Source organism: Acinetobacter sp. UNC436CL71CviS28 (assembly GCF_000620525.1).
GTDB classification, from domain to species: Bacteria; Pseudomonadota; Gammaproteobacteria; order Pseudomonadales; family Moraxellaceae; genus Acinetobacter; species Acinetobacter radioresistens.
In genome coordinates this window covers 61866-84308 of sequence record NZ_JIBB01000012.1, presented here as the reverse complement: position 1 = coordinate 84308, position 22443 = coordinate 61866, and the positions used below count along the sequence as shown (strand labels likewise).

Annotated in this window: 21 protein-coding genes and 1 other RNA gene; 9 read left to right on the top strand and 13 right to left on the bottom strand. The window is 43.5% G+C overall.

The window, feature by feature from the left end; all coding sequences use genetic code 11:
• On the bottom strand, positions 1–257 hold a 257-nt coding region (locus N518_RS16715; RefSeq protein ID WP_026444075.1), incomplete at its 3' end, for a transposase.
• Between the two features lie 88 nt (positions 258–345).
• On the opposite strand from N518_RS16715, the gene N518_RS0106405 reads away from it, so the two are divergent.
• Positions 346–639 carry a hypothetical protein gene (locus N518_RS0106405; RefSeq protein WP_026444074.1) on the top strand — a complete coding sequence of 98 codons (294 nt, stop codon included), beginning with the start codon at positions 346–348 and terminating at the stop codon, positions 637–639.
• Positions 640–831: 192 nt separating this feature from the next.
• On the opposite strand, the gene N518_RS0106400 is transcribed toward N518_RS0106405, so the two are convergent.
• Complete coding sequence (locus N518_RS0106400) at positions 832–2184, bottom strand: tyrosine-type recombinase/integrase (RefSeq protein ID WP_026444073.1); 1353 nt, start codon at positions 2182–2184, stop codon at positions 832–834.
• Positions 2185–2365: 181 nt separating this feature from the next.
• Positions 2366–2724, bottom strand: a transfer-messenger RNA (tmRNA) gene (gene ssrA, locus N518_RS16710).
• A 129-nt stretch (positions 2725–2853) separates the two neighbouring features.
• On the opposite strand from ssrA, the gene glpK reads away from it, so the two are divergent.
• Positions 2854–4341, top strand: a complete 1488-nt coding sequence (glpK, locus tag N518_RS0106395; protein ID WP_005027454.1) for a glycerol kinase GlpK — start codon at positions 2854–2856, stop codon at positions 4339–4341.
• A 48-nt stretch (positions 4342–4389) separates the two neighbouring features.
• Here the strand turns inward: glpK and N518_RS0106390 are convergent, their stop codons facing one another.
• The 4 genes from N518_RS0106390 to N518_RS0106375 are packed head-to-tail and all read right to left on the bottom strand — an operon-like array spanning position 4390 to position 7872.
• The gene (locus tag N518_RS0106390; RefSeq protein WP_005027456.1) at positions 4390–5919 is read right to left on the bottom strand and encodes a DHA2 family efflux MFS transporter permease subunit; all 1530 of its coding nucleotides are present in this window, start codon (positions 5917–5919) and stop codon (positions 4390–4392) included.
• A 6-nt stretch (positions 5920–5925) separates the two neighbouring features.
• Complete coding sequence (locus tag N518_RS0106385; protein WP_026444072.1) at positions 5926–7074, bottom strand: EmrA/EmrK family multidrug efflux transporter periplasmic adaptor subunit; 1149 nt, start codon at positions 7072–7074, stop codon at positions 5926–5928.
• The gene (locus tag N518_RS17090) at positions 7071–7382 is read right to left on the bottom strand and encodes a hypothetical protein (RefSeq protein WP_026444071.1); all 312 of its coding nucleotides are present in this window, start codon (positions 7380–7382) and stop codon (positions 7071–7073) included. The genes N518_RS0106385 and N518_RS17090 overlap by 4 nt, the downstream gene beginning before the upstream one ends.
• On the bottom strand, positions 7372–7872 hold the full coding sequence (locus N518_RS0106375; RefSeq protein WP_005027462.1) for a thioesterase family protein: 501 nt from the start codon (positions 7870–7872) through the stop codon (positions 7372–7374). The genes N518_RS17090 and N518_RS0106375 overlap by 11 nt, the downstream gene beginning before the upstream one ends.
• A gap of 105 nt (positions 7873–7977) precedes the next feature.
• Between N518_RS0106375 and hemB the strand changes: the two genes are divergently transcribed.
• Positions 7978–8991: a porphobilinogen synthase gene (hemB, locus tag N518_RS0106370; protein WP_005027463.1), complete on the top strand. Its 1014-nt coding sequence runs from the start codon at positions 7978–7980 to the stop codon at positions 8989–8991.
• A 15-nt stretch (positions 8992–9006) separates the two neighbouring features.
• Complete coding sequence (locus tag N518_RS0106365; RefSeq protein ID WP_005027466.1) at positions 9007–10140, top strand: NAD(P)/FAD-dependent oxidoreductase; 1134 nt, start codon at positions 9007–9009, stop codon at positions 10138–10140.
• Between the two features lie 10 nt (positions 10141–10150).
• Here N518_RS0106365 and N518_RS0106360 read toward each other — a convergent pair whose 3' ends face one another.
• On the bottom strand, positions 10151–11065 hold the full coding sequence (locus N518_RS0106360) for a TIGR01777 family oxidoreductase (protein ID WP_005027467.1): 915 nt from the start codon (positions 11063–11065) through the stop codon (positions 10151–10153).
• A gap of 18 nt (positions 11066–11083) precedes the next feature.
• Complete coding sequence (locus N518_RS0106355) at positions 11084–11539, bottom strand: ABZJ_00895 family protein (protein ID WP_005027469.1); 456 nt, start codon at positions 11537–11539, stop codon at positions 11084–11086.
• A gap of 455 nt (positions 11540–11994) precedes the next feature.
• On the opposite strand from N518_RS0106355, the gene N518_RS0106350 reads away from it, so the two are divergent.
• Entirely contained in the window at positions 11995–13257 is a 1263-nt protein-coding gene (locus N518_RS0106350) for an exonuclease SbcCD subunit D C-terminal domain-containing protein (protein ID WP_005027472.1), read from the top strand.
• Entirely contained in the window at positions 13254–16856 is a 3603-nt protein-coding gene (locus N518_RS0106345; protein ID WP_026444070.1) for an AAA family ATPase, read from the top strand. The genes N518_RS0106350 and N518_RS0106345 overlap by 4 nt, the downstream gene beginning before the upstream one ends.
• Before the next feature lie 59 nt (positions 16857–16915).
• On the opposite strand, the gene N518_RS0106340 is transcribed toward N518_RS0106345, so the two are convergent.
• Positions 16916–17611 (bottom strand): YggS family pyridoxal phosphate-dependent enzyme, encoded by a 696-nt coding sequence (locus N518_RS0106340; protein WP_026444069.1) that lies wholly within the window; start codon positions 17609–17611, stop codon positions 16916–16918.
• Positions 17612–17734: 123 nt separating this feature from the next.
• Here N518_RS0106340 and N518_RS0106335 point away from each other — a divergent pair, with 123 nt between their 5' ends.
• On the top strand, positions 17735–18772 hold the full coding sequence (locus N518_RS0106335) for a type IV pilus twitching motility protein PilT (protein ID WP_005018932.1): 1038 nt from the start codon (positions 17735–17737) through the stop codon (positions 18770–18772).
• Between the two features lie 28 nt (positions 18773–18800).
• A complete protein-coding gene (locus tag N518_RS0106330; RefSeq protein ID WP_005018931.1) occupies positions 18801–19919 on the top strand; it encodes a PilT/PilU family type 4a pilus ATPase in 1119 nt (372 codons plus the stop codon).
• A 64-nt stretch (positions 19920–19983) separates the two neighbouring features.
• On the opposite strand, the gene fur is transcribed toward N518_RS0106330, so the two are convergent.
• The gene (gene fur, locus N518_RS0106325; protein WP_005018930.1) at positions 19984–20421 is read right to left on the bottom strand and encodes a ferric iron uptake transcriptional regulator; all 438 of its coding nucleotides are present in this window, start codon (positions 20419–20421) and stop codon (positions 19984–19986) included.
• 111 nt (positions 20422–20532) lie between these two features.
• Here fur and N518_RS0106320 point away from each other — a divergent pair, with 111 nt between their 5' ends.
• Complete coding sequence (locus N518_RS0106320; RefSeq protein ID WP_005027479.1) at positions 20533–20931, top strand: outer membrane protein assembly factor BamE; 399 nt, start codon at positions 20533–20535, stop codon at positions 20929–20931.
• Positions 20932–20976: 45 nt separating this feature from the next.
• On the opposite strand, the gene N518_RS0106315 is transcribed toward N518_RS0106320, so the two are convergent.
• Both N518_RS0106315 and N518_RS0106310 read right to left on the bottom strand, forming a co-directional pair.
• Positions 20977–21300 carry an RnfH family protein gene (locus N518_RS0106315; RefSeq protein ID WP_005027482.1) on the bottom strand — a complete coding sequence of 108 codons (324 nt, stop codon included), beginning with the start codon at positions 21298–21300 and terminating at the stop codon, positions 20977–20979.
• Positions 21300–22382 (bottom strand): membrane protein, encoded by a 1083-nt coding sequence (locus tag N518_RS0106310; protein ID WP_005027483.1) that lies wholly within the window; start codon positions 22380–22382, stop codon positions 21300–21302. Before N518_RS0106310 ends, N518_RS0106315 begins: the two co-directional genes overlap by 1 nt.
• Positions 22383–22443: the final 61 nt, after the last annotated feature.

The window sequence follows — 22443 nt, the reverse complement described above, 5'->3', positions numbered from 1 at the left end:
AATCCGCAAAGTTTAATCAGACTTTGCACAAAGCCAGTGACCATACGTAAAGGCAGACGGAATAAAGATTTAATCATTAAGCAGCATTGGATGGCTGCGTCGGAGTAGGTTTGATTTCGCCCTTGTTTGCCTTTTGATGGAGCATACCATTGCGTAGCAGGATCAAACCAAATGGCAATATTTCCGCGACTCATGAGTGCTCGGTTATATGCGGGCCAATTGGTTGTGCGGTAGATTTTGTGTGCAGGCTTCTTCATTTGAAAATTATATCGCTGAAAAAGCCTTTACAGATAGGTTTGTGCAACAAAGCCTTTTGAATCTAAAAATATAATTGATGCCAAAATCATGAGAAATGCTATTGATATATGTAAGTATTCTCTAAATCAATGGCTAATATATTATAATAAGGGTGAAAAAACAGATAGTGAAATACTATTTTCTTGGATTAAAGAGCAATATAAACGTGGAAATAAAGTAATTTTAAAATCTAGCATTAATCAAAATGTTAGGAAAGTAAAAACTGCTCAATTAAGAGATGCAGCCCTAAAATACTTAATCGAAGCTGACTATATCAATATAGAAGAAATCGGAAAAAGAGAATATATCTCATTGACTGATAAAGCTCTTGAGAACATCTAAATTGCCTAAAACAACTAAAATATATACATGATAAGGCTTTGAACGTAGATTGTAATATCTAATGAAGTCTAAATTGTCTAATGCTCAATTTGAGCTTAGACAATTTAGATCATGTTAGACCATAGACTTCAGAACGTAAAACTAGAGTAAATATAGCGCCAATTAGATTTTAGACAAATAGATCATGTCGCTCTAAGATGCTAAATCATTTTCATCTTTCAACATATCAAGAATAAATAATTTTAATTGAGATACCTTAACTTTGTCAGAAGTCAAAGTATTTAAATTATCGATGACATCAAATTGCTCAGTATCAAAATTAAAATGCTGATCATTTATTAATGCATCCAAATAATCTGCCCAAATTTGCATCATTTTAGATCTTTGTTTTAAATAAAGAGCTTTATTATAAACGCCTTCAACTCCACCAACAGCATGAGCTAATGCAGTCTCAACATATTCTTTTCTAAAGCCTTTTTCTCTCAAAGTAGTACTTAAAATATGCCGAAACCCATGCGGAGTTTGGCGTCCTTGGTAACCTAATGACTTTAAGGCTTTATTAAATGTATTATTGGAAATGGGTTGTTTCTTGGTACTTCTGCTAGGAAACAAGAATAAAGAATCTCTAGTGATTCTTTTTAGCTCGTTAAGAAGTGATAAGGCTTGTAGTGGTAAAGGGATAATATGCTCTTTCCTTTTTTTCATTCTATGTGCAGGAATAGACCATAGATTTTCCTGAAAATCAAATTCCTCCCATACAGCTTGCCTCATTTCTGATGGGCGGGTACCTAACATAATACTCAATTCTAATCCAATAGCCGTCATTCTATTTGGATATGCTCGTATTTTTTTCAATAATTCTGGCAGCTCTTTTTCTGAAACATGTGGCATATTTTGCTTTTCATGTTTGTCCAAAAATTTTGTAATACCAGTGACTGGATTGTAATCTATACGACCTGTAACTTCTGCAAAATCATAAATCTCTCTGCATAATGTACATAGCCTTTTACCCATTTCAACAATAGGTTTTTTTGTTTTAGGGTGTAATTTTTTTTGAATCGCTTGAAATAACTCTAACCATGCTTTTTTTGTTATTTTTCTATAATCCAGTTTTCCCATGACTGGATAAATATGGTTTTTTAATGCGCCTTCATTTCTAACTCTCGTCGCCTCTGTCCATGTTTTAGTTAAACAAAACTCTATAGCTAATTGCTCAAATGTGAATGAGTTGCTTAATAAATCGGCTTGCTTTTTATTTTCTCTATCAATTTTTGGATCTATCCCCTCTGAAATTAATTTTCTCATTTCTTCTGCATTTTTTCTTGCAAGTTTTCCCCCGACTGACGGATATCCTCCTAAACCCAACCATGTCCACTTACCATCACTTGGTCTTTTGTATCTTAATTCCCAGCGTTTGTTTCCTTTACTATGAACAGTGAAATATAGATTATTGCTATCTTTAACACGGTACTCTTTTTCTTCAGGCTCTAAACTTGCAAGAGTAGTATCAGATAAAGGATATTTTTTTATATCGACTCTTTTCATCGTTAAAGCCTTGTATGGTGATTTTATTACAACTCACAATATACATGGCACCATACAAACAATACAAGACTATACATATTCGTCGCTATTTATGTATATGCATAAAAAAAGCCTTAAACACTGATGTTTAAGGCTTTTTTAGTCATATTTAGTTATGTAACTTCATATGAATTTAAGAATTTGGTGGAGGTGGCGGGAGTCGAACCCGCGTCCGCCAGCACTACACTCGAGAATACTACATGCTTAGATATCGTCTACTTTTTTAACTCTTTGTGACCCGACGAACAGGGTACAAATCGCGATCCTCTTAATTTAGTACAAAACCCCGAGGCTTGGTTTTATACGGACTTGTGTGCGTGCGCTTCAGTCGGACTCCCTAACCACAAGTATTCAGAGAGGCGGACAAGCTGCCCTTAGGCAGCTAGAGCGTATGATTCGTCGTTTGCGACTAAAAAATGCAAATTTGATTTACGAGAGAAAATGCGCTCTCGGCATGCATCTATGAGTTTCATCACCAGCGTCGAAGCCAGAGACACCCCCAAGTTACGTTCCTATCTTAGCATACTTTTACTGATTTACCATGCTGTAATTCATTAAAATCAAGAGCGAGATAGGTTTAATACTATAATTGCGGTAGTATTTTATTTTTCAAGTTCTTCTTATAAAAACATGAGTTATTTATTAGCACTCGATCAGGGAACAACTTCCAGCCGGGCAATTGTTTTTGATGAATCAGGCCGCATTCATGCCACTGCACAGCGTGAAATTCATATACAGACTCCTCATTCCGGTTGGGTGGAACAGGATGCACAGGAAATCTGGACTACACAAATTGCCGTAGTTCAGCAGGCACTCGCCTCAGCAAATTTGCTGGCGAAGGATATTAAAGCCTTAGGTTTAACCAACCAACGTGAAACTACGGTCGTATGGGATAAACGTACTGGTCAGGCACTTACTTCTGCCATTGTATGGCAGGACCGTCGTGCATCCGACTGGTGTAATCAGATGATTGAACAGGGCCACATGCAGTTAATCCAGGAAAAAACCGGACTGCGAATTGATCCTTATTTCAGTGCAAGCAAATTGGTCTGGTTACTCGAACATGTCGAGGGACTGCGTACACTGGCTGATCAGGGACATTTAGCGTTTGGAACAATTGACAGCTGGTTAATCTGGAATCTGACACAAGGTGCTGAACATGTCATCGAAGCGAGTAATGCTTCACGAACCATGCTCATGAATCTGCAAACCCAAAGTTGGGATGAAGAGCTTTTAGAGCTGTTTAATATTCCATGTTCCGTATTACCTAAAATTATCTCGTCTGACTGCTATGTTGCAGATACCGCCAGTGGACTTTTGGGCTCAACCATTCCAATTATGGGAGTTTTAGGTGATCAACAGGCTGCACTATTTGGCCAATCCTGCTTTGAGGCAGGTACAGCCAAGAATACCTATGGTACAGGCTGTTTCATGTTATTTAATACAGGCACTGACATCCAGTTCAGTCAGAACAAGCTGCTGACCACCTTAGCCTGGCAATGCCAGTATCAAGCCCATTATGCACTCGAAGGGAGTGTCTTTATGGCGGGTGCAATTATGCAGTGGCTACGTGATGGTTTAGGGATCATTCAAAAAAGCAGTGATACTGAAAAACTGGCAGCACAGGTTAAATCCAGTGAAGGTGTAGTTTTAGTGCCTGCTTTTACCGGATTAGGCGCACCGCATTGGGATAGTGAAGCACGGGCCATGATTTGTGGTATGTCACGCGGAACTACAAAAGCGCATATTGCACGTGCTTCGCTAGAAGCAATTGCCTTTCAAGTTTCTGATGTATTATCTGCAATGCAGGCTGATCTGGATCAGCCCTTAAAAGAACTGCGTGTAGATGGTGGAGCCAGTTGCAATGATATGATGATGCAGTTTCAGGCAGATTTGCTGAATGTGCCAGTGTTACGGCCTAAACTACAGGAATCGACGGCATGGGGCGCCGCAGCCATGGCGGGGCTAAAAGCTGGAGTATTTAATAGTCTGGATGATCTTTCAGCTTCCTGGCAACTGGAGCGAGAATTTATACCGCAAATGTCAGAAGATGAGCGTCAGCAACATTTAGCGCGCTGGAAAGATGCCCTACAGCGGGTACGGTCCGACCTAAGCTAATTCAACAAGAGTAAATAATAAAAAACCAGGCCAAGCCTGGTTTTTTCATCAGTGTGTTGGCCCCGCTGCAGCGCCTGTTTTTGGTTTTGGACACAACCAGATAATCAGGCCAGATACAACAAATACCAGTGAAAATAGTAAAAACACATGGTCAGCCGCTAATGTGAGTGCCTCTTTGTTTACCAGGTTGGAAATCATCGCTAAAGCACCTTCCGGACTCATACCACTTTGGACTAATGTATGTTGTGCCGGTTCAGGGTTCAAGCTCGACACAATTTCACTGCGTGCCAGTTTGGCATGATCATCCCACATCGTGGCAGACATAGAAGCACCTATTGCACCTGCCATCGTTCGCATAAAACTCATCAGACCAGCAGCAGAGGCTATTTCCTGAGGCAATACCGATGCCAGAGCAATATTCGACAATGGAATGAAAAAAAATGGCACTGCAAAACCTTGTAGAATCTGTGGAATTGCCAATGCCATAAAGTCTGCTTCCGAGGTCCAGAGTGCTCGCATAAAGGTTACTCCGCCCAAGACTAACAGACCGAAACACGCCAAGGCACGCTGATCATAACGGGTAGAAAGCTTGGCAACCACAGGAGACATGGTCAGGCTGCCAAAACCCATTGTTGCTGTCACATATCCGGCCCAAGTCGCAGTATAGCCAATATTGATCTGTAGCCACTGTGGAATCAGCACAATACTGCCAAAAAATGCACCAAAACCAAACGATAAGGCCAGTACTGAAATCGTGAATCCCCGATGCCTGAAGACCCGTACATTTACGATCGGATTATGTTCGGTAATTTCCCAGATTAAAAATACGATAAATCCGGCAATCGCAACTGCAGCCAGACTGTTGATAATATTGCTGTGAAACCAGTCATGTTCATGACCCAGATCCAACATCAATTGCAGGGCACCAATCCAGATTACCAGCAGGATAAGTCCGATATGATCAATCTTGAGCTTATTTAATGGAGTTTCAGCACTTTTGAGTAGGCTCACTGCTCCTAAAGCGCAAATAATACCGACTGGAATATTAATAAAGAAAATCCAGTGCCAGGAAATATTATCACTGATTGTACCGCCAAGAATTGGTCCAAGAATTGGTCCAATGACGGTAGTCATCGCCCAGAGACCCATCGCCTGTGCATGTTTTTCCTGCGGGAAAATCCGCATAAGCAGAGTCTGGCTCAGTGGCATGATCGGCCCGCCAAAAAGCCCCTGCCCGATACGGCAAATGACCAGCAAGGCCAGGCTGTTTGAAAGGCCGCATAATACTGAAAAGACAGTAAACCCGATGACGCAGGCAACAAAGGTACGGACCACTCCAAAGCGGCCAGCCAGCCAGCCGGTTAATGGTACGCAGATTGCTTCGGCAACAGCATAGGAAGTAATTACCCAGGTACCTTGTGTACTTGAAACAGCAAGGCTTCCAGTAATATGTGGTAATGAGACATTGGCGATGGTGGTATCAAGGACCACCATAAAGTTAGCCAGTGCCAGCACCAGCGCTGCAATCAGCAGCCGTCCGCCTTTAAGGTCGGCAAAAGGTGTGCTTTGGCTATTCATATTGAATTACCTGGTCAGGTCAACCGTTGCGTTCATGGACAGCCCTACCCTGAGCGGATGCTGTGCCAGCTCTTTCGGGTCAAGTGCAATCCGTACTGGTAGACGTTGAACCACCTTGATCCAGTTTCCTGTGGCATTCTGGGCTGGAATTAAAGCAAAAGCAGCTCCAGTTCCCCCGGAGAAGCCTAAAACCTTGCCATGATAAACCACCTCATCACCATAGAAATCTGATATCAGCTCTACAGCCTGACCGGTTCTGACTTTTGCCAGCTGACTTTCTTTAAAATTAGCATCGACATAAAGCTGGGCCACAGGAACCACCACCATGAGTGAGTTTCCTGGCGCTACACGCTGTCCGACCTGCACATTACGGCGGCTAACCACACCATCAAGTGGCGCATGTACTTCTGTCCGTTCCAGATCGAGCATCGCCTGCTCTACCCGTGCCTGGGCAATCAGCACATCAGGAGTAGAGCGTTCAGTAGCACCGCGAATCAGTGCTTCGTTGGCGGCCAGTGTGCTTTGTGCTGCTTTACGGTTAGCCTCAGCTTGAGACAGCCCCGCTTGTGCCAAGGTCAAGCTAGCTCGTGCGGTATCTAACACGGTTTGCGCACTGCTCATTTCTTCTTTGGAAATTGCGCCTGTTTCTGAGAGCTTGCGACGGCGTTCATAATCAGCCTGAGCCTTGGCAAGATCAGCCTCTGCCTTCTTAACCTGTGCCTGAGCACTGGCAATCTCATCAGCGCGTACCGACACCTGTGAATTTAGTGACTGGCTGTTGGCCGAGGTTTGGTTATATTGACGTTTGGCTTTGGCCAGTTCTGCCTGTGCCTGCGCCAGAGCAATTTTGGCATCACGCGGATCAATACGTACCAGTACATCTCCCTGTTTGACTTGTTGGGTATCCTTGACCAGCACTTCTGTAACCTGTCCGCTCACCATAGAGGTAATCTGGGCAGTATCGGCCCCTACGTAGGCATTATCTGTAGAAACCGAACGGCTGGCAAAGTACATCCACAATGCATAGATCAGCACCGCGACAATAAAAAGAATCGCTACAATTTTAAGAAGTTTTTTTCTTTTATTGGGAGGAGGGAGATCGCCAGAAGAAGTGACTTGCGCCGGTTCGAGATCATGAGCTTGAGCATCAGTCATAGGCTATTCCTTTTGAATATGGACCAAAGCACTGTATGGGTGAAAAGACCTTGTCTGGAGCCTATCCAACTTTTATTTGGGGCTTGTTTTTCATGCACGGCTTTGGAGAAGGAGATGGATTTTAATGCAGCTTTGAAATAAATGTCGCAAAAAAAATGTAACTGGCGAGTTCTCTTTATATGAGAAAGCTCTGCCGATTCTCCAAATAGAAACTCCAATTTTATAGAAGTTTTAGCATTTAACTCCAAAGCCGACTTTATCTCATCTGCATCAGGCGGTCCTGCTTTAACTATTTTTCTAATAGGCATAAGACGCAATTGCTGTGGCAATCGCCTTGTTTTCGTCATTGACCATAGTCATACGCATGGTACAGCCTTTACGTCCTAATCTGAGCGTTTCAGCACGTGCAATAAACTGCTGTCCACGGCCCGGAGCCAGATAATCAACCCGCATATCAACAGTCGCCAGTCGGGAAACTTTTTTAATGGTATCTGCCAGTTGCTCTGCAGGCGCGCGCTTATATAGCTCACCCATGGCAACAATACCACCGATACTGTCCAGCAAAGTTGCAGCCACACCGCCATGCAGAATCTGGAAAGCCACATTACCGATCATATAAGGCTGCATTTCAATGTAACCCTCAATTTGCCCTTCAACGACCCGCATAGTCATGCCATTATGCTGAAAATAGGGAGAACTGTTAAAGGCCTTGCATAACTGTTTGAGCACCACATCAATATCGACTTTCGAGCCCAGATGAATATTGCCAGTCCAGCTTTTATTTGTCTCGTTAACCATTTACCCGAATTACCTTTATTGAATAAATAAATAAATACCTTCGCCCTAAACCCAGATTATGGGTCTACAATAGCGGGTAGTTTAATACTGATGATCGAGATTGTTATGACTTATACGTTCAATCGTCCTGCATTTCCTGCCACCCGCATGCGTCGTATTCGAAAAAATGAAAAAATGAGATCAATGGTCAGGGAAACGCAACTAACAGCTGATCATTTGATTTATCCCGTATTTGTGTTACCTGGACAAAATCAGAGCCAGGATATTCCAAGCATGCCGAATGTACAGCGCCTCTCTGCAGACCTATTACTAAAAAAAGCGGAACGTCTTCTGGAACTCGGAGTTTCCAAGCTGGCATTATTCCCGGTGACGCCTCAAGAAGATAAAAGCCTGACAGCTGAGGCTGCATGGCATGAAGATGGTCTGGTACAAACTACTGTTCGCCTGCTGAAAAAAGAGTTACCTGATATGGTACTTATCACGGATGGTGCACTTGACCCGTATACGACTCATGGCCAGGACGGTATTATTGATGCTAGTGGCTATGTACTTAATGATGAGACTGTAGAATGCCTGATCAAGCAGGCATTAAGCCATGCTGAAGCAGGTGCAGATGTGATTGCACCAAGTGACATGATGGATGGACGCATTGGTGCAATCCGTCAGGCGCTTGAAGCCAATGGACATATTTATACCAGTATCATGGCCTATTCAGCAAAATATGCTTCTAGTTTCTATGGCCCTTTTCGCGATGCGGTAGGCTCAGCCAGCAATCTGAAAGGTGGGAATAAATATAATTACCAGATGGACGTAGGTAACCGTGCCGAAGCCCTGCATGAAATTGCCCTAGACCTGCAGGAAGGTGCAGACATGGTGATTGTCAAGCCAGGTATGCCATATCTCGACATTGTTCGAGAGGTGAAAGATACTTTCGGTGTACCTACTTTTATTTATCAGGTAAGTGGCGAATATGCGATGCTGGCAGGCGCGATCCAGAATGGCTGGCTGTCCGACAGTGCCATCCTTGAATCATTACTTTGCTGCCGTCGGGCTGGTGCGGATGGAATCTGGACCTATTTTGCTGAAGAAGCAGCGCTTAAACTTAAAGCCATGCAGTAAAATTCGGACAGGATAATGAAGATTGCCATTATTGGAGCCGGAATCAGTGGACTGCTTACGGCACTTGAGCTTATAGAACAGGGCTGTTCAGTTGATATTTTTGATCAGCCCTACAGCGGGAGTGCCTCTTGGGCAGGCGGTGGAATCCTCTCTCCAATGTATCCCTGGCGTTATGCACCCGCCGTAAACCAGCTGGCTCAATTTGGCAAAGCTTTATACCAGGAATGGAACCAGAAGTTGCAACCGGTTTCAGGAATAGATTTTCAGATTCATGAAACCGGTATGCTGATTTTTGACCAGGAAGATTTTAGGCAGGGCCTGAGTTATAGCCAGCAATTTCAGGAGCCAATGCAAATCTGTGAGCTTGTACAGCATGAGCGGCTTCGTCAGATTAATCCGCATATTGCATCTGGTTTTAAAGAAGCCCTCTATTTCCCTCAGCTTGCTAATATTCGTAATCCACGGCTATTACAATCCATTCAGAATTATTTAAAAACGCATCCTAACGTGCAGTTTTTCGAAAATACAGCAATTCAACAGCTTGATATTCAACATGGACAGATTGTAGCTGTACGAGACCAGAATCTTCGTAGCTTCCAGGCCGATCAGTTTGTACTGACTACAGGTGCCTGGTCTGAACAGTGGTCTAGACAGTTAAATATCCAGTTACCGGTACAACCGGTACATGGACAGATGATTCTGTTCAAGACACCGGAGAACTGGTTACCGACCATGTGCATGAACCGGGTAATGTATCTGATACCACGTTCTGATGGCCATATTGTCTGTGGTTCGAGCATGGCTCATCAGGGTTTTAATACTTCTATAAATTCTCAGACTTCAGAAAGTATTTTAACTGCATCTCTGGAAATGGTGCCTGAACTGGCTCAATTTCCTATTGTGAAACAGTGGGCTGGACTGCGTCCCGGTTCTCCAGAAGGTATCCCTTACATCGGAAAAATACCGGATATTAATAATTTATGGGCGAATTTTGGGCACTTCCGTAATGGTCTCTGCATGGGACCTGCATCTGCCCGCCTGCTGCGTCAGCTCATTCTTAAGCAGCCGCCCCTGGTTGAGCCTCAAGTTTATTCACCTGAACGCTTAATTCCTCAAAGCTATGATAGGGTTCACTCAACGGCCAGCTAAAAGCAGATGATCATTTCTCATCTAAAAGATCGGTAAGTGCACTATTTAAATCTGGATATTGAAACTCAAAGCCTTGTTCCAATAAAGCTTGAGGCATTACAAACTGCCCATTTAATACCAGTTGTGACTGTTCACCCAGCATTGTTTTCAATACACAGGCTGGCATACTCAACAATGGTTTTTTATGTAATTTAGCAGCAGCTATTTCAGCAAATTTTCTCTGAGTGCCCTGTTCTGGCGCTACCAGGTTATAGACTGCCTTTGCCTCACGCTGCTGTAAAATAAATGTAATGGCACGCACCACATCATTAATATGAATCCAGGTTATCGGCTGAAGGCCATGACCGATCTTGCCGACCAGATTAAAACGGATTGGCATAAGCATCTGTGGCAATATCCCGCCGTTTCTGGCAAAGGCTACTCCAAGCCTGATAATACTAACCTGTTGTCCGGGATTGTTTTTTGCCTGATGTTCCCACCGCTGACATAGCTCGGACATAAAGATATCCTGCGGCGGTGAGCTTTCATTACAGTATCCGCTCCACTGTTCTTGTGGATCAATACCATAGTACCCTATCGCAGAACCTGAAATGATGCGATGTGGCTGTATCCTGTTCTGTTGTAGCCATTCAAATACTTGACGTGTTGTCTCAATCCGGCTATTGATCAGTTCAAGTTTGCGCTTTTCTGTCCAGCGTGACTGGCCAATATTCTCACCTGCCAGATTAATTACATAATCAATCGGTTCCTGACTGATCTGTTCCAAACGGTGAATATATCGCAAACCGGCCTGAGAAGAGCTTCTATTTGGATTACGTGTCAGACCAATCACCTGATAACCCTGCTGAATCAGGTAAGCAGCAAGATGTTGGCCAATAAAACCGCTGGCACCGGTGATTAATACCTGTGGTTTCTGCTGCATCATGTAGTCCTCTTATATTTTTTAGTCAGATGAGCCAAATTTATGCTGAGCCATACGCTGGGCTTGTGGTCCATAGAACCAGTATGTCAGTAAATATAAAGGAATGGCCATGAGCAGACACATAATTACAACCAGACTCAAAAATTGCGGGTGCTGAAGATACAGCATAAAATTCTGCCATATTTCCGGATCTTTTCTTGAAAACCACACTAAACCTAGAACCAGAAAACTCAGGTTATAACCCCAAAATATCAGGGTAAATCCCAAAGTCAGCCTTTTTCTTTCCCGCTGGCTTGGCGCACGGCCCTGTTGATTTAAAAACTTGTATAGGGTAATGATCATCGCGGCCATATAAGGAATAATAGTCAAGATACCGCCCAGACCCGCCGGTAATAATGCAGCGACCACGCCTACCACTAAGGTAAGTCCCAAACACCAAAGGAAAAACTGCAAATAATATCTTGTAAGCGAGGGCATTTGACCAGTCCTAAAACAACAGATTTTTTTCAGTATAAGCCGGATAAAAAGTTTTTTTAATTTTTTTGCATTTCTTTGTCAACCAAATCCGAGGACATTACGTTATATAGGGTACAAGGCCAGCAGCAACCGCAAACGATGCATGGCATCCGCATCTGTTTACGGTGGCCTTTACTTATCAAAGCAATAACTTGAACTTCATGGCGAGTGTATATCTTGGTATCACTCATCGAAGTTTCCTTCCTTGGCCGACGATTTACTCATCACTCGAATCGTCGGCTTTTATTTTGCCTGTATATTTTAGCTTGCTACTTTAAAACCCTTTATTTCTATTTATTTATCCTTATAAGTTTTAAGCTGACATACAATAGATTATCTGCTGGCAACTAGCCAAGTACAGGCGGAAATGCTTATAGTATAGCCTTGCAGTGGTAGCATTGAGTTTTGGGGCAGGCATGGCGGTACGTTTTTTTCATACTTCAGATTGGCACTTGGGGCAGTTTTTCTATAACCATTCGCGGCAGTATGAACATCAACAGTTTCTGACCTGGCTTATAGAACAGATTAAAGACAAACAGCCACATGCGCTACTAATTGCTGGTGATGTTTTTGATGTGATTAATCCGGCATCTAGTGCTCAAAAGCAGCTCTATCAATTTCTGGCCGATGCGCACTCTGCTGCTCCCCATATGCAAACCCTGATGATTGCCGGCAACCATGACTCTGGTTATCGTCTTGAACAGGTTGAACCTTTACTTGAGAAATACAATGCAAAAACAGTCGGTATCGTGCGCTGGAATACCGAGCATCGTCTTGATTTCGACCGGCTGATTTTACCTATTCATAATGAATATCAAGAAATAGTTGCCTGGTGTATTGCACTGCCCTTTTTACGCCCGGCTGAAATTACCGGTCATGGTGAAGCAACCCAAGACAGCCAGCAGGCAATCGAATACATACATCAGGCACTTATTAAGGAGGCCTTGCAGCGTAAAACTGCAGATCAGGCATTAATTCTTATGTCTCATGCACATATGCAGGGTGCTGATGAATCTAAAGAGTCGGAACGGCCCATCATTATTGGCAACCATGAAGCACTTTCGACTGAACTGTTTAGCCCTGAAATTGATTATGTGGCTTTGGGTCATCTACATAAACCACAGAAAGTCCAGTCTCCACATGTCCGTTATAGTGGCTCTCCGATTCCTCTTTCATTTAGCGAACTCAACTATAAACATCAGGTACTTGAGGTCAATATTGATCCGGATCTATCTGAGAATAGACTCGAGATGAATCCGCTTTATATTCCGCGTACTGTACAGCTACACCGCTTGAGCGGTGAACTCGATGAGGTATTAACGCAGCTTACCTTACTACCTGCAGGAGAAATTTCTGATATCGACCAGCGTGATTATCTTGATATTGAATATTATAGCCTGACTCCGCCTCCACCTGACTTACGCAAAAAAATTGAAGATCTGCTCCCACCCGAGCGCTATCGGCTGGTGCGGATTAGCCGAAAATATTTACAGCAGAGTTCATCTGAAGTTCATGCATCTAAAATTGATCTGGCACCGCCAACCCCTGAACAGCTCTTTGAACAGTTATGGCAAAAAATGGGCTATAGTCAGGATGAACAGGTCAAGCAAGATTTTATGACACTACTGCAAGATGCACAGCAGTCAGAACATAAAGTGAAAACGGCGGATAATACATGAAAATTGTACGCCTAAAACTCCAGAATCTGGCTTCTTTGGCGGGTGAACAGGAAATCGATTTTGAGGCTGACCCTCTACAGCATGCTGGTCTGATTGCTATTACTGGCGCCACAGGTGCAGGAAAATCGACCCTGCTGGATGCGATGTGTCTGGCATTATTTAATAAAATTCCCAGATTAAAAACCCATGAAGGTAAGCTCAAGGATGTCAGTGGCCAAGACGTACAGATTGATTCAACTCTCAATATCCTGCGGCGAGGAACAGCCCATGCCTATAGTGAGCTTGAGTTCATCGCCCAGAACCAGAAACGCTATATTGCCCGCTGGGAATTAAAACGTGCACGCGGACATGCCGAAGGTAAATTACAGGCAGTGCAGCGTGCATTGGTCTGTGTCACTGATGGCAACATGCTTACAGACAAGGCTAAAGAGTGTGATAAACAGGTATTGGAGCTGATTGGCCTGAGCTTTGAACAGTTTACCCGGGCCGTACTTCTGGCGCAGTCAGAAGTTGGAGCTTTTTTAAAAGCCAAAGACAATGAGCGGGCTGACTTACTGGAATACCTGACCAATTCCAATATTTTCAGTCTGGTGGGTAAGGCTGCGTTTGAACGGACCAAAATGGTCCGGATACAGCGAGAAAAATTAAATGAGCTGATTGGCCATGTAGAGCTGCTCAGTACTGAACAGATGGCGCAACTCGAAGATCAATATAAAGCACGACAACAGCAAGTGCAGCAACTTGAGCAACAGCGCCAGATTTTAAGAAATGAGCTGCAATGGCATAAAAGTCACGACCTGCTCTACACTCAGATACAGGCCAAGCAGGAGTTTTATCAGGTCCAGCTGGATGCCAACCAGAAGCTGGGTGAACAGCGCCAGCGTTTACAACAGCTTGAGCAGTTCGCCTCCATTCGTCCAGTCCTGCTTCAGCAAAAACGCTGTGAGCAGCAATTGCAGAATCTTGAAAAACAAATTTCTCAACACCAGCAGTTGTTCCAGCAGGTTTGTGAAGAGTATCAGACAGCACAAAAAAGCTGTCAGGCAGCCAGAACTGCAGTAGAAGATGAAAAGCTGCGTCAGAACCAGCTAGCTCCCTATTTGAATCAGGCCAAGCAGTTATTGGACCAGCGGAAGCTAATTGAGAGTCAGTATACGCAGATACGCAATAAACTTAAGGAAAAAACTGCTGAACAACAGCAGCAACTTGAACAGTTACAGCAGGCACAGCAACAATATCAGCAGCTGGAAAATATACAGCAGCAACTACAGCAGCAACTTGCACAAAGCCAGCAATTGTGCGGTTTTGATAGTGAACCGCAAGCTAGTTTACAGCACCTGAAAGCCTATATAGCTCAGGCTCAACAGGCATCGGAACTGTACACGCAAGATCAAATTGTCCATCTTCAAATCCAGCAGGATTCAATTGAACAGCAACTTCATAAACTGGTTCAACATGCAGGTAATGCCAACCAGCTTGAGAAAGAACTGCGTGATTTGTATCAGCAGCGTGAGCAACAGCTGGAACGCACCTATCAGTTTGAACAGCTCCAACACCAGCTGGAACGTTGGCAGATACACTATAGTGAACATCAAAGCCTCGACCAGAATATTCATCAATTAAAAAGTGAGATTCAAGAGCTGCACACTGCAATGCTGGAACAGCACTCAGCTTATGAGCATGACAAGAAAGAGCGTGAACTGTTACAGAAGCAATTACAGCAACAGCGTCTACTCTTTTCAGAAAATATTGAGCAGTTACGTGCAGCTCTGCAGCCAGATGAACCGTGTATGGTCTGCGGCAGCCAGCAGCATCCTTATCGTGAACAGCAGCATTCACTTGAGAAATCATTGCTGGCTATACAGGAACAGCAGGAAAAAAATTATCTGCAAAAAGAACAGGAGGCTCAAAATCAGTGGCTGGCTGCCCGGCAGCAATATCTAAAACAGGAAACCGTCCTGTCACATTTGCAGCAACAGCAGCAGTACTCTCTTGAACAGATACAGCAATTACAACAGCAGCTTCAGCACAAATACAGTTTTTCCGGGCTAGAGCTTCTATGGGAACAGCCCCCCGAACAATTGCTTTTAAAACTAGGAGAGCTACAACAGATTCAGCTTAAAGTACGTGAACAGCTTGATTTTAATATTACAGAAACTCAAAAGACCCAGTCGCAGTATAATGAATTGGTTCGGCAACTCGAAAAGCTTCGAGCACAATGTACCCGTGCACAGCAATTACAACAGCTCGCTACTCCAATTTTAGAGAAACTGCCTTCAAGTCAACATTCAGACTGGCATGACAATAGCCTTCAAGAAGCACAACATATTTATCAGGTCTTCCAGAATCGCTTGTTACAGCTTGAGCAGCTAAATACTCATAAAGGCTCAGTAGAGCAGCTAAACCTAAAATTACAGCCTCAACAGCTTCAATATCAATATTTAAATACGCAAATTGTTCAATTAGAGCAAGAGCTGGAACAGCTCAAGCAGCAAGGTCTAGATAATGTTGCACAGGTTAAAGAATTAACGCTGAAAGTTGCCGGACAAACTTATGAACAGGCCCAACATTGGCTGGATGACCTTACGCAACAGCTTTCCATACTGGAACAATCCTGCTTGGAAAAACAGCAATATTTTGAAGGACTTCAGCAAAACTATCAGCAGCAGCAATCCAAAATTTCTCAATTTCAGGCGACCCGGCAGCATGTTCAGCAGGAATATACGAATATATATGCCCAAGTTCAACACTGGCTCAATGATCATCCTGACTATTCCCCTGAACTGATTGAGTTTTTAGTATTACAAGATGCGACAGAAGAACAGCGAATACGTCAACTGATTCAGGCGAACGATCGGGGTCTATCTGAGGCAAAAACTGCCTTAAATACCCTACAGGAACAGTTTGAACAGCATCTTGCTACCAAACCGGCCCATGAGTTTGAACAGTTACAGAATTTGCTTGAAAATCTGGAAATACAGCTAGAACATACTTATCAGGAACGTGATCAGCTAAGAACAAAACTGGAAATCCAGCAGCATAATTTGCATAAGCAGCAACAGTTTCAAAAACAGATTGTGCAGGTACAGCAGGAAGAATACCGTTGGAGCCGTATTTCGGAGCTGATTGGCAGTGCAGACGGTGCACGCTTTAAAAAACTTGCTCAGGAACATCACTTGGATATTCTGGTCGAATATGCCAACCAGCAGCTTCAACCATTAGCACCACGCTACCAGTTGCAACGAATTGAAGACAGTCTGGGACTGGCTATTATTGATCACCACATGAACGGCGAAGTCCGGCCGGTCCTGTCACTCTCTGGCGGAGAAACCTTTTTGGTTTCACTCGCATTGGCACTGGCAATCGCCAACATGGCTTCAGGTTCCATGAAAATCGAATCTTTATTTATTGATGAGGGTTTCGGTACGCTAGACCCGGCATCTCTACATGTAGTCATGGATGCACTGGACCGTTTACAGGGTCAAGGTCGTAAAGTAACCTTAATTTCACACGTACAGGAAATGCATGAGCGTATTCCTATCCAGATTCAGGTGAAAGCGGTTGGCTCTGGCGCCAGTCGGATTCAAATTGTTGGTTAATATAAGGCAGCTTCATTTTAAACTGCCGGCAGATTTGAAAATAGTTGTTTCGGTGCTGATTATACTTTATCTGAATAATCCCGGGTGCCAAATAGCGCTGTTCCAATCCGCACCATGGTAGAGCCGGCTACCACTGCAGCTTCAAGGTCAGCTGACATTCCCATACTCAAGGTATCCCAAACTTGCGGATGGGCATGAAATGTGCGCACCTGGTTAAATAGTTGCCGGGTATGTTCAAATGCATCAGTATGGCCTGGTGCCGGTATAACCATTAGGCCACGCAGGCATAAGTTTGGAAGCTGACTGATCATCTTGACCAGCTCTGCAACCTGTTCAGGTGTACAGCCATCTTTGCTTTCTTGCCCATCAATATTAACCTGAATGCAAATATTTAAAGCAGCTCGCTGTTCAGGTCGCTGAGCAGACAGCCGCTCTGCAATAATAAGACGGTCTACCCCATGTACCCAGTCAAAATTTTCAGCCAGCAGTTTAGTTTTATTGCGCTGCACGTGTCCGATAAAATGCCATTCAATATCATTTAAATCTTGCAGGCTGTGTATTTTTTCGAGTGCTTCCTGTAGATAGTTTTCACCAAAACTGCGTTGCCCAGCCTGATACATTTCACGTAAGACGCCAGCAGAATGTGTTTTGGAAACTGCCAGTAATTGTACTGCTTCATCTGCACGTCCTGCTTTGTGGCTTGCTTCTCGAATCTGTGCCAGAACCTGATCACGGGCATCTTGAAGTTTATTCATTGACTGAGTTCTCATTTTGCCAAGTTTTTTTAAATTCCCTGTATTCAACTGTTGGTTCAGCTGAGGGAAAGCCGTATTATTCTACAAAATAATCAAGAATTCTTTTACGGTGGCGGGGACATTATGGATATTACAGAACTTTTGGCATTCTCGGTTAAAAATGGTGCCTCAGACTTACATCTTTCAGCAGGAATGCCGCCGATGATCCGGGTCGATGGAGAAGTCCGCCGTATAAATCTGCCGGCACTTGAGCATAAGGATGTACACCGTCTGGTCTATGACATTATGAATGACAAGCAGCGCCGTGACTATGAAGAACTGCTGGAAACCGATTTTTCTTTTGAAGTTCCCGGTGTCGCCCGTTTCCGTGTGAATGCATTTAATCAGAACCGTGGAGCTGGTGCAGTCTTCCGGACCATTCCATCGAAAGTACTGACTATGGAAGATCTAGGCATGGGCCAAATCTTCCGTGATATCTGTGACTACCCACGTGGTATTGTTCTGGTTACTGGCCCGACAGGTTCGGGTAAGTCAACCACGCTGGCAGCAATGCTCGATTATATTAATGAAAACCGTTATGACCATATTTTAACAGTAGAAGATCCGATTGAATTCGTACATCAGTCTAAAAAATGCCTGATTAACCAGCGTGAAGTCCACCGTGACACACATGGCTTTAATGAAGCCCTGCGCTCAGCCTTACGTGAAGATCCGGATATTATCCTGGTAGGTGAGATGCGTGATCTTGAAACTATCCGTCTGGCACTGACTGCGGCAGAAACTGGTCACCTGGTATTTGGTACCCTGCATACCACATCAGCTGCAAAAACAATTGACCGTGTAATTGACGTATTTCCTTCTGAAGAAAAAGATATGGTTCGTGCCATGCTATCTGAGTCACTTCAGGCTGTGATTTCACAAACACTCCTCAAGAAAAATGGTGGTGGTCGTGTAGCCGCCCATGAAATCATGATCGGAATACCGGCCATCCGTAACCTGATACGTGAGAATAAAGTTGCTCAAATGTATTCTGCTATTCAGACCGGCGCCAACCATGGTATGACTACCCTTGACCAAAGCCTGAAAACTTTAGTCTCTAAAGGCGTCATCAGCCCGCAAACTGCCCGTATGGCAGCAAAACAGCCCGAAGCTTTTATGTAATTTGCAATGTAATTAAGTGAGATAGCACATGGACTTTAATGACTTGCTTAACCTGATGATGGAACAAAAAGCATCGGATCTGTTTATTACTGCCGATGTTGAACCGTCAATGAAGATTAATGGCCAGATTGTTCCGGTTTCAAAAAACAAACTGACTGGTGAGATTGTCGGACAGCTAATTCATGCAATTATGACCGATAAACAGCGGCAGGAATTTGCAGATACACGTGAATGCAACTTTGCTATCACTAACCGGGAAAAAACAGCCCGTTTTCGGGTCAGCGCCTTTCAGCAGCGTGATTTACCCGGCATGATTTTACGCCGGATTGAAACACAGATTCCAACAATGGATGACCTGAAACTGCCACAGGTGTTAAAAGAACTGGCTATGACCAAGCGCGGCATTATTATTTTCGTGGGTGCCACCGGTACAGGTAAGTCAACCTCGCTTGCTTCAATGATTGGTTATCGGAACCATAATTCCAAAGGTCACATTATTACCATTGAAGATCCGATTGAATTTGTTCATGAACATGCCGGCTGTATTATTACTCAGCGTGAAGTAGGTATTGATACAGCATCCTTTGAAATTGCGCTAAAAAATACGCTGCGACAAGCACCTGATGTTATTTTAATCGGGGAAATTCGTTCACGGGAAACAATGGATTATGCGATTGCATTTGCAGAGACTGGTCACCTGGTCCTGGCAACTTTACATGCCAATAATGCCAATCAGGCACTAGATCGTATTGTCCATTTCTTTGAGGCAGACCGGCATAGCCAGCTGTATATGGATTTATCACTGAACTTAAAAGCGGTAATTGCCCAGCAGTTGATTCCTACTCTAGATGGTAATGGCCGGCGTGCTGCAATTGAAGTCCTGATCAATACCCCTCTGCTTGCAGATTACATCCGTAAAGGCGAAGTACATGAAATCAAGGACCTGATGAAGCGTTCACGTGAATTGGGTATGCAGACGTTTGACCAGGCACTATATGATTTGTATAAGGCCGGTCAGATTAGTTACAAAGATGCCCTTAAACATGCCGATGCTCCAAATGATTTACGTCTGCAAATCAAACTGTCCGAAGAAGGGGCCAGTCAGTTAATGGCTGCAGGACGTAATATTACTTTTGATGGTCAATAAACGATAACGACAATAAAAAAGGGCCATTCCATGGCCCTTTTAATATGTTGTATTTATGTAGATTTTATTTCTTGCGAAAAGCATCTTGGCATTCAGTATCGCCACAGTAACCATATAAATTGAGCGAGTGACCTGTCAAATGAAAATTATATTGCTCAGCAACCTTATGCTGCTCCTGTTCAATAATATCATTTGTAAATTCAACCACTTTATTACAGTTTAGGCAGACCAGATGGTCATGATGATCTTCCTGCATAATTTCAAAAACTGAATGGCTATTTTCAAAATTGTGACGCTGGATAATACCGGCTGTTTCAAACTGGGTTAACACACGATAAACGGTTGCTAAACCTACATCTTCACCCTGTTCGAGTAAAGTTTTATAAATATCTTCCGCACTCAAATGATGTTGTTTTGAATTTTCTAATAATTCCAATATTTTGATTCGTGGAAGGGTAACTTTAAGTCCAGCTTTGCGTAAATCTTGATTTGAAATAGCCATGAAAAAAGGTCTCTCAACAAATTTTAAGTTGGAATATGCAACAGAGTTTAGATGCAGTATGATTTATCCTTGGATCAAATGCATCATAATTAATTGGGATAGTGTAGCAAAATGCAAAAACTTATGCTGACGTTAGTCGTCACTTCACTGCTTGTCGGCTGTTCAACCTTGGGCGTTTATAAAGTTGATATCCCTCAGGGAACGCCATTAACTCAGGCACAAGCTTCAAAAGTCCAGGTGGGTATGTCTCATCAGCAAGTACGTTTTCTGCTTGGAAGCCCAACCGTAACTGATCCATTGAATCCATTACGCTGGGATTACATTTACAACTATATCCCAGGAACCTATGCCAAGAAAGCCAAGATTCCAGCGGCACATGGCCAGCATTTAAAGATTTACTTTAATGAAACAGGCATTGTTACCAAAATTGAAGGGCTGGAAACTATTCCAGAATCCCAACCTGGTCTGCCAGCTTCCAGAGAAGCGATTTTAAATGCGCCCCCACTATAGACGCTTTAAAATAAAAAGAAACCCCTCGATGAGGGGTTTTTCATATCATTTCAATTGTCTGAGACGATTACTTTTGGCATAACGTCCTACCGGATTTTTTTCTGCCCGTTTACGGCGAGTCTCTTTCGGATTTATGGTTAAAGGCCGATAGATTTCTACCCGGTCTCCTGCCTGTAGTGGCTGACTCATCGCAGTCACTTTTATGCCAAAAATTCCGGTCTGTAGCACTTCAGGTAAATCAATCTTATTCCGTATACCACTTTGCTCTATTGCATCCCGAACGGTCATTCCTTCAGTAAACTCAACAGCAATCAGAAACTGTACTTCAGGATGGGCATAAGCGACCCAGACTTGCTGATGCTTCACCATTATATAAACTGCCTGATAATCGCAACCATAGCTAATAAAATAGATAACGGTAAAACAATACGCACTGCAATACGCCACAAGTTGTAAAACAGCTCATTACTAAAGTTCATAGATTTGCGTAAATGGCTAATCTTCATGATCCAGCCAGCAAAAATGGCATAGATCAGGCAAATTATAAGACCCCATAACATTAATACCAGATTTAGCGCTGAATAAATTTCTGGAATTGCCCAAACCAATAAAGCAATTAGTAAAATCGCCCATTGTAGAACAATCGCAACTTGACGTTGTAATAACTGCTCACGGGCAAATTGAATAAACAATGCCGCTGCTGCTAGTGCAGTAATTACCAATGCAATAACAGGAAGCTCACCATTGGCAACAAAGAACCCAAAAGCAATTAAAGCGACTAGCTGTGCAAACCAGATCGGTAGAACCGTACCCGTTACTGCATTTTGTGTTTGTACCCGGGGCAAACTACTTTGCCAGTATAAGCCCAATCCCAGACCACTGGCCACAAGCGCAAGTACTGTTGCACTTCCCCACTCGCTAAACTCGACTGATGTCCATTGCCAGCTTGCAGCCGGCGTACCTAGGGTGTTTGCAGTAATTAGTGAAACAATAACGCCTAAAGCTGTCACAGGAACAAGGAACTGGCGTGGAATAAAAGAGCCAATTAATGCAACTACTGCCATTGCTAGAAAAACAAGATGTGGAGCAAAGTCCGGAATCATTTGCAGCTGAATCAGCTGAGCAGCATTAAATAATACGGCACCAGCCAAGAATGGAATAAAGATAACTGCAAGCCAGCCTACCAGACGCCAGCGTGCTGAGGCATCTGCATCGCGGGTCAGCCCAGATAAAGCATTTAATGCGGTAGTTTTGGAACGTTTAGCGAGTGCAATTTCCAGATAAGTAATCGGTAAGGCTAAAAATAGCATCGTTCCTAACCAGAGCAACCAAAAATCAAACTGTCGCTCGAACTGAATCCCCACCACAGGGGCAAGCGTCGCAATAATAATAAAGGTTAAACAAAATGCCATCAGCGGCGATAACCATCGTGACATAGAATTGTCCTGCATGATGCGTTCCTTGAATGAGTCTGCCGATATTTTGCCTTTCTCATGAACGAAAATCAAAGAC